The following is an 8,496-nucleotide window of genomic DNA, read 5'->3' as shown; positions in this document are numbered from 1 at the left end:
TTCAGAAACCATCCTTCAACTAAAAGGCAACTCCGATATCACATATAGGTTTGAACAAAAACCCAACTTTTCAACCTTCTAACTCTTTCCTTATGCTACAATAGACCTAATTAGACAAGAGACGTTATTTTCGAAAGAGAAAATAGTATTGAAGACTAAAAAAGGCCGAGCGAGTGAAACATTGAATGTGGTTATTTTCTACTCGAAAATAAAAATTACCGTCTATTTTTGCACCGTAATTGAGGTCCATTTAATGGCACAGGACGGGTTTAAGAGAATATAGGAAAATAGTTTTATCCTTGTGAGAGAAGTCGTCTACCTAGACAAGAAAAAAATCTACAGAGTAGTTAATTTGAAGGTATCGGCTGTTATATAACACCTTATAATCCTAATTACAGACCCACTGTCAGGTTTCGTTTTCTTCTTTTTCCCTAATCTCAGTTCTTTTCATTTCACTTAAAGAAGTATTTAGCATGTTGCATAATCTATTAATAAAACAAAGGAAACGTAGTACTAAGTAAGTTAAACGTGGGATTTTACTATTAAACTAAAAACTTTTTGAGGTTTTTAGGAACTAAAATAACCAGCCTCACTGTCCTTAACTTGGACGCTGGGGACGGAGGGCTTCCGCTTATATTATTTAAGGGTTACATAGAGGTACATAAGGGTACATTTTTTATAATAAATTAAAGTAACTCAATATAAATAATAACTACGTGACGATAAATAACAATACAATGTGAAATGTTTTTTTATCGTGAAATATACGTGAAATATTAACCTGTCCGTCACGGACTGGTTTATGTCAGTTACCCTATGGTTTACAGCTTGTTCTAATAATTACGTAGTGTTGAAGTAGATCTATGTAGTATAGTTTTGAATAATTGACTTTATTTTCTTTCCAATTTTTTTCGGGTCTAAGCACGTCGATATCATCATTTAGTACTTAATTAATTTAAAATAACCCTATAACCCTTTGAGTAATAAGTTCTTGTTTTCTTTCGGGTTACCCCTCTATTCGATAAACTTTAAAATAGATTGCTAAATGCGTCTCGAAAGGGATTATGTCTCCCTAAAAGATTTTGTTTAGACTTCATATACGCAGAAAAACGTGAATTAATAGGTTTACCACTTAAATCAGTCCGTGACGGACTGGTTAATTGAACCTGTGTAGTATAACATAATTAAGTCCGAAAAAGCCGACTCGTTCGTTTGCATTTTGTGACCATACGGGTTTTTTGATAACTTTTACTTACCAGAATAGCACTTGAAGTTTTTGTTTATTTTTCACTAGAAATGTCGTCCGTTCGCTTTGATCTTGTATTCTGTTGATTAAAATTTCTGTTCGAAGGTCGTGTAGTAAGCGTAAACCGAGTTCTTTACTAATTTCTAGGTATATTCAAAGTAAAAAACAGACATCCTCTCCTTCGAGTACTTTTCCTATAGGTACTACCCGATGAATGAGTGCATTTTCTTAAAGAATACCTTAATCCCGTCCCGAAACGAAACATACCCTGGTCCGTAGGATAATATCAAAGTCCCTTTGCAAAGCTTTAACTAAATAATTACATATTGTGGTTTGAAGTACAAATGCACCAGCAACTTGAGTTCGCTCCTCTCGAATTAGGATTTCTGTGTCCAGTTAATTTAAAAATAAATAGACGACAACTACTCGTTAATTTTTACCGGCTTCTGCCGGGTTGTTAACCAAATAATGAAACACTTTTCTTCCTATTTCAATAACGACTTATAAGTAATTCCGCACAGTCATCAGGTTACCCTTAACGTCTCATACTCGATTCGTTTCGTGATTGACTTTTTGAATTATTACAAAATGGATGATGTCTTCTTTATCTTAGTCTCAACTCACGGATATGTGTTTCATTATTTCTAAATCCTCTACTACTACTATCGTTCTTAGTCATTAAGGGATTATTTTTGAAATTAAGGATTACTTTTTTTTCGGATACTACAAGCTCTGTATTTAAATTTTCCAAAATATAATGCCCAGGTAGGCTGTCCTTCATACCAAATAAACACAGTCATACGTGCGCCTCCGGCACAATTAGAACCTTTTCGTCCCCAATAAAGACGACGTGTTCGAGCTCTTTTTCGTTAACTTCATAATTTGTTAATAGTATTTCCATAATTTGGTCTTCATTTTTTTCCACGATTATTTGGATCTTGTGATTTTCTTAAGTAACTTTCACTAATATTCGGAACCCAAGATCGAGTAGTATTTTCTCCACTCCTTTGCGAACGTCGAAATTTGGCAACAAAATTATGGTACATGAGGTTTGGAAATTGTCTTTATTGAGGGCGTGAAAACCTTGTTACCGCCCACTTCGCACAGTTACGTCCGTGACGAGTTCGATGATAATTAGCATTATAATGGTGAGAATTTCGACAATATTGGTTTCGTCACCTAACCCCAAAAGATTTCCTTTTATGAAATTCTTTAAATTTCGTTAAATTTTAACTAGCGAGAGGTTTCCAATCTATGGAAAGCCAACTACTCCTTAGAGCGAACGCTGTCCGAGAAAACCTCTCTCTTTTATTCAATTTCGTTCTAGCTTACTTACGTTTATTTACCGCGTGTCAAGCACCCATAGGAGACATAGGACTTAAACCCTTACCCCTCATAAAACTAATAAATTACGGATACCATGAATAAAGTTAATTATGTCCGAACGCTTCCCCTCTCGAAAAATTAAATTGAACCCTTTACCATTTAGAATGACTTTCTAGTTAAGAAAACCTACCACTTTAATGTTTTTTATTATCGAGTGCAAAATAGGGAAATTTACTACTTCGTATGGCACATCATTTTGTCGATATACTTTTTTCACGGTAATTTTTACCAGACCAAAAAAATTCATTTTTATTAGTCGGCAAGTTAGTGCACTTTTCTAGAACCCGGAGTGAAAATCTTTTTCGAGTTTAATGAGCCAAATCTACCGTACTAAATGCAGTAGTAAAACGTTCATCCAATCAATACTGTCCACAGCTGAATTTATGTCAAGCGCTCAATTACCCCGTAAGGCTATAATTTTACTGAAATGCTATGCGCGTAAACCGAGGACTCATATTTTAATTGCGTCATTTTTTTTATCTAACCTACGTAGTTTCATAATTAATTAAAATACTTCAAGTTTGTCTGGACCAACGTAAATTTACATTTTTATTAAGTTAATAGTAAATATTTTTCTCAAACAATTCCTCTCTTACACTCATGTAGACTACTCCGAAACCACTATCTACGTCGACTTTTTATACCTAAATTGTATCTTAAGTTTTGTTTTTTAGATAAAGTTTACTTTCCTATACTGTGACTTTAATTATTCAAAATAATAATACTCCCGCTTGAAAATCGCCATCTACAAGTTCGACTTAATTTACTGTCTAATAAAAATTAACTTACGTTTCCATGCCGATCGTTAAGCTACAATTAGGATTAATTTCTGGGGCTATTTAGTCTTAGATATATACATTCTTCTCTTTAACTATTATTATCATCTTAGTACCCTAAAGCACCACGACCGGAAAAGACATGTAAATGACCGCTAAAAAAATCATTTCTTGTTTTATTCAATTTTTTTAATAGTTTTTTACTGTGTCTTTTGTTAAAAATATTTCGGGTTTGAGTCGAATGATTACGTTATGTACGTCATAGAACCCTGTAATTCGTTTTTAGGGGATGGCTTCTTTTTGGCTAGGTGTATTACGGTGAGTAACAATGTTTACGCGTCTATACCCATTATCTAATACTTGTTCTAGGATATAGACGCTGCTTAGTATTCACCCAATTCGTATTTCACCAAAGATTGTTTAATGGATAAAAGGACTTCCCGCTATCTTATAAATGAATATATCAATTATATCAATTACATTTAATAAATGTTCTCAAAGAGCTATTTTCAATGTTATACTTGGCAAGCATACCGTGACAGCTATGGAATTTGTTATGAAATTATATTATTCCTTCGAACGTAACCAAACGATTACATTAAATAGTTTTAAAAGTAAACATAAAAAGATACAGTGAAATTTTTTCACCAATTTATCACTTCCAATGGAAATGATACGAACAAACGGAACTAATTTATTTTAAGCAAAGCTGAGGAGGCTATTTTGAACTAGTTGAACATATAGGAATCGACGTAGTATCCGTGCAACTTGACGTCCTGCAAAAAAATATACATTTTTGGTAGAAAAATTTAGTCCTTTTAGTAGATTTAAAACAACAACAAAAAGTATTCTTTGATAGGTACCTATTGTACGGTATAGTCGTTAACTCATAAGTAAACGATATTTGAGAGCTAATCGATTTACGAATAATTCTTGTGGTATATTAGACCGTCAAAGAGACTGTATTGCTAGGTGACGTATTCAATCTAAGAACCGTACGACTGATTTCACTACTAAAACGGGACGGTATCCTGGATCAGGTGGTTGAACGGTTTTTTCGGTAACGTTTTAAAGTATTGCTAGTACTTGTAAAAATCTGTTTTTTACTGGACAAAAAAGACGATTTATGTCATTTTATCGTGGACTAAGTTTCTAACTATATCCTAATGACGACAGAAATCCCAATACTAGTTGATACCGTCCTTAAGCTAATAACCCCCTATAGGCATTCTTGAGAAGCCTTTTAACAAGAGGGAGTTTTTATAAATACCCATAATCGAACATACCCTCTGGCCTAAGGAGTTTTTTATAACATTAAAATACCGGCAAACCCCACCCGGTCATTATGTCTAGGTAGTAATACATTCAGGAAGTTTATCCACATTTAATTAATTCAATAATATGAATTCTTTTAATACATAATGTGTACGATAAAAAAACCTGCAAAGAAAAAGCCAAGTCCCTCAAGACTACGGCATTCAGATTGATCCACTCAATTGGTAAGTGATAGAAGGTCGTTCAGTGGTCTATACTCATTCATTCCAAAACGTGGACCTATACCTTATAGAAGTTACATCAATAATTACTTACGGAATGGTCGGAATCAACCGAACTATTTATCAACTAGTAGTGTTTGATTTCGATAATGAAAAAGTACTATCATTTAACGTATAAGAGGTTTGTAAAAAAAGCGTGCCTAGTACAATCATAGACGCTAAACTAGTTCTTATTTTAGCTATCATGAAACAAATCTCCTGTATTCATTAAGGATGCAATTAGGCCAAAAAATTTAAAGGTGGCTACGGTTTATTGTCCTCAATGACGATTCTAAAAAAAACTCTTCTATTGTCCTAGAAGTTAATGACAGACTCGTAAGTTTGTATGATTACGTATCGGTAAAAAAGAAACATGATTCGCTGCTTTTATTTATGGGAGCGATTAAAGGTGTTATGTTAGTAAAGGTTATGTAAAAACATAAAGACTTCATAGGTATATGACTTATGGAGGATGTTTTAGTGGAAATCTTATTCAACCAAGGTATCACAGCAGTCTTTGGTACTAATGATATCGCAAGCCCAACAAACTAAATTTTTTGAGATAAAGAAAGACTTATCGCAAAAGAACCCATTTATTTCCCCGTTACAGAAATAGGTCTCAACCTTTTCCTTGTTTAAGTCTCCGTTGTTCCGAACCTGAAAAAGGACTTGGTAATTCTTCGGTGACACAACTTGTTGAATGGGGTCATGATACTTTCTAAAGATGTTCGAATCTTCGACGAAAAAGACAATTTCCTAAAGATGGATCGAGGGTTCTAACATCCCATACGTATGATTATGGTATAAAAACGAGATTTAGAAACGCTCTCTAAGGTCGGTTCGAAGATCGGCAAAATTACGCTGCAGGCTATAAATAAGCAACTAGAAGTTATAAAACAAGGTATTTTTTGGGTTATCTGGGAATACTTTTAATATGGTATAAAACCATATTTTAATAAATGTATATGCATATTGTCCATATTATAACGAAGTTATGTATAGTACTGCGTGCCTCTTCGCATTACGGAGCTTGTTCGACATAAGGAGTAGGTCTCTCACTTGCTGATAACAATTATGCGTTCACCGTTGAATTGCGAACGCTTTTTCTACGAACACGCCGCCGAAATGATTTAAATAAACTTATAACCGTGTTATAGTTCGAACTTGTTTTTAGGGTTCGAGTTTCGATGTTACTCCAACGAGTTTCTGTACCACTATTATCAAGTGTTTAACTTTGAAATAACGTTACCGTATGTAGTCTTGTTAATCTTAGAAGAAATAATTTATAAAAATTATTTTCCGCATAAGTTTTCCGATAACTTCATAATCTTTTAAATTTCAAATAGAGATATGTAGCTTTAGGCTTGGGTTCCATAAGTAAACTATTTTGTTCTAAAAAAAATAAAGTAGGTTTACTTCAAACACGAACCAATTTCCTAATAAGGCGTTTTTTCGGTTTACAATTACTTCTGTTCAGAAAGCTTTTATGAAGTAGCTACCACGTTTTACTAGACTAGCTATCCCTGCTAAACGTGGATAGCTATTCACTCTTAACGTGAATGCTACTAATGTTTTCACTAGATGGTCTTCTCGTTTAACGAGGTTGGTATCCTCGTTTAACGTGAGTCGTTATATGTTTCTTATGTATGGTTCTAATGAATGTCTTTAATGGATGTGTTTATTTGTGTGCAAAACTACGAAAACCACAGAAGACCCTATTTACCCAACTCAAATGGTTATTCGGTCAATTATTTTTCTCTAGAAGTCTTTAAAAATGTTCCTATCAATTTTCAAATCTTCTGGGAGACTACGCGCTCTAGAACCTACGAAATCTTTTTGTTTTCGTCCTTTTTCTGGATGCAGTCGCCAACTTAGACAAACAACGGGTTACCGGACTAGGGAGTCCAACCGAATTTCTTCGCGCAACCCTTCTACTTCAAATAAATCTGCTTCGTAAAATAGTTAGACTTAACGATTCTGCTTTAAGACCCAATTGGGTTTCATTTGTTCAATACTTTGTCGTTTCCCTCACAATGAATCTACAGGTTATGTTTAGATCACAATGAGCTTTGGTTCTGTTTTTGAGTTTACTGTAGCGGTTATCTGTACTACGTTAGGTCGTTAAATTACTTCTCAAGTCTTCAGCTTTTGCTTCAAGCACTTCGTTTCGATAGTCTAGAACTCCATTAATTAAATTGTCTTACCGAATAGAAATTTTAATTTTAATAAATGTCGGCGTGATAGATACTCCCTCTATTAGGGTGCCTTCGTAGTCGATAAGCTGTTCTTACCGTCCTGAATCATACATTTTATCCATTTTTCCCTTAAAATCCTTGTTAACTAATAGAAAATAGTCCGGTAGTAAGACAAGGAAGTAAAGGCGGTAGCGGACAACTCAAATCTTTTACAATGTCTTGAGTACATCGTGGATGACAATCGTTCCATGTATATTAATTTTTTGTTTTCTTGGAGAGTCTAGACGGTTTTCTCGTCTTGGTTCTTCCTATATATGTTAAAGTTCTCAATGATTTTTTTGACTTTGGTTCAATAAACCATTCATTCTCCCTTATTCAATACTTTTATAAGAATATAGTTATTCGCATTAAAGAGCGCTTAAATCGCTTAGTTACTGACCGTTTATTACTCGTTTTAACACGAATCCCTAAAGATGTTGGAATTTTTCCTCTTTTGTCACTTCTTCTCCTTTTTTTATTGTACAAACTACGTTTTCTCAAATCCACAAAACCCTTACTAACAAAATAGTTCGTCACACAAACGCTTACTAGAAAATAGGTTTCGTAACCTTCCACTACAGTTCCTAAGTAATCCTTCACCAAGTTACAAAACCTTTCACAAATAAAACCACCTGTAATAAAATCGATGACGTTACCGACAATTTTCATTCTTAGGCTACCAAAAACAACCACAATGACGTCACCGGAAATATGGACGTAAAAATAACTTTTGTAAGCACAAAATTCCTCCTTCGTTTGCTACTCGTTGTACTTAATAGTTAAAAATTCGGTGTAACTACGTGGGTTCTCTTATGACTGCAATTGATACCTACTCGAACACCAGCGTCCTAACCCAAAATACAACGAGTAGTAATCATTAGTTTTCTAAAACCAGAGTGACAAGCCCAACCCCAATAATTCGTCAAACGCAATAAACTTCTTTCCCCTCCCAGGTTTTAGCGAAGAACATAACCGAATAACCGTAGAGGGTTCGCCTGACTGAGTCAAGAACAATGGGGTTAATGGTGACAGTGTAGTAGCACACATACACCGAATTCCTCTAGATTTACCTGAAATTTTGCGTGGTTTCGGCTAATTCGGTTAATAGGCGTGCTAAATTAAACTACCACACGGAACACAAACCAAATAACCATAGATTACACGACGACAGAAAGAAACATATAAGTCGCAAGTTTGTAGTATGGCATCTCTAATGGGGAAAAAGTCCCTTAGGACCAATAAATTTTTCACGAAGTAAACAACTGTCAGTAATGAATTCAAATTACTGCCTCTTAAAATAGTTACTTGCAGAGTTGCAC

General features: G+C 34.4%; 1 protein-coding gene. It reads right to left on the bottom strand.

Annotated elements, in window-relative coordinates:
- Positions 1–8,290: 8,290 nt before the first annotated feature.
- Positions 8,291–8,496: hypothetical protein (locus tag DGG96_RS21115; protein WP_205872633.1), on the bottom strand; the 206-nt coding region annotated here is incomplete at its 5' end.

Source organism: Legionella qingyii (assembly GCF_003184185.1).
Note: the sequence above shows the minus strand (reverse complement) of the source record. Positions and strands in the feature narration are given on the sequence as shown.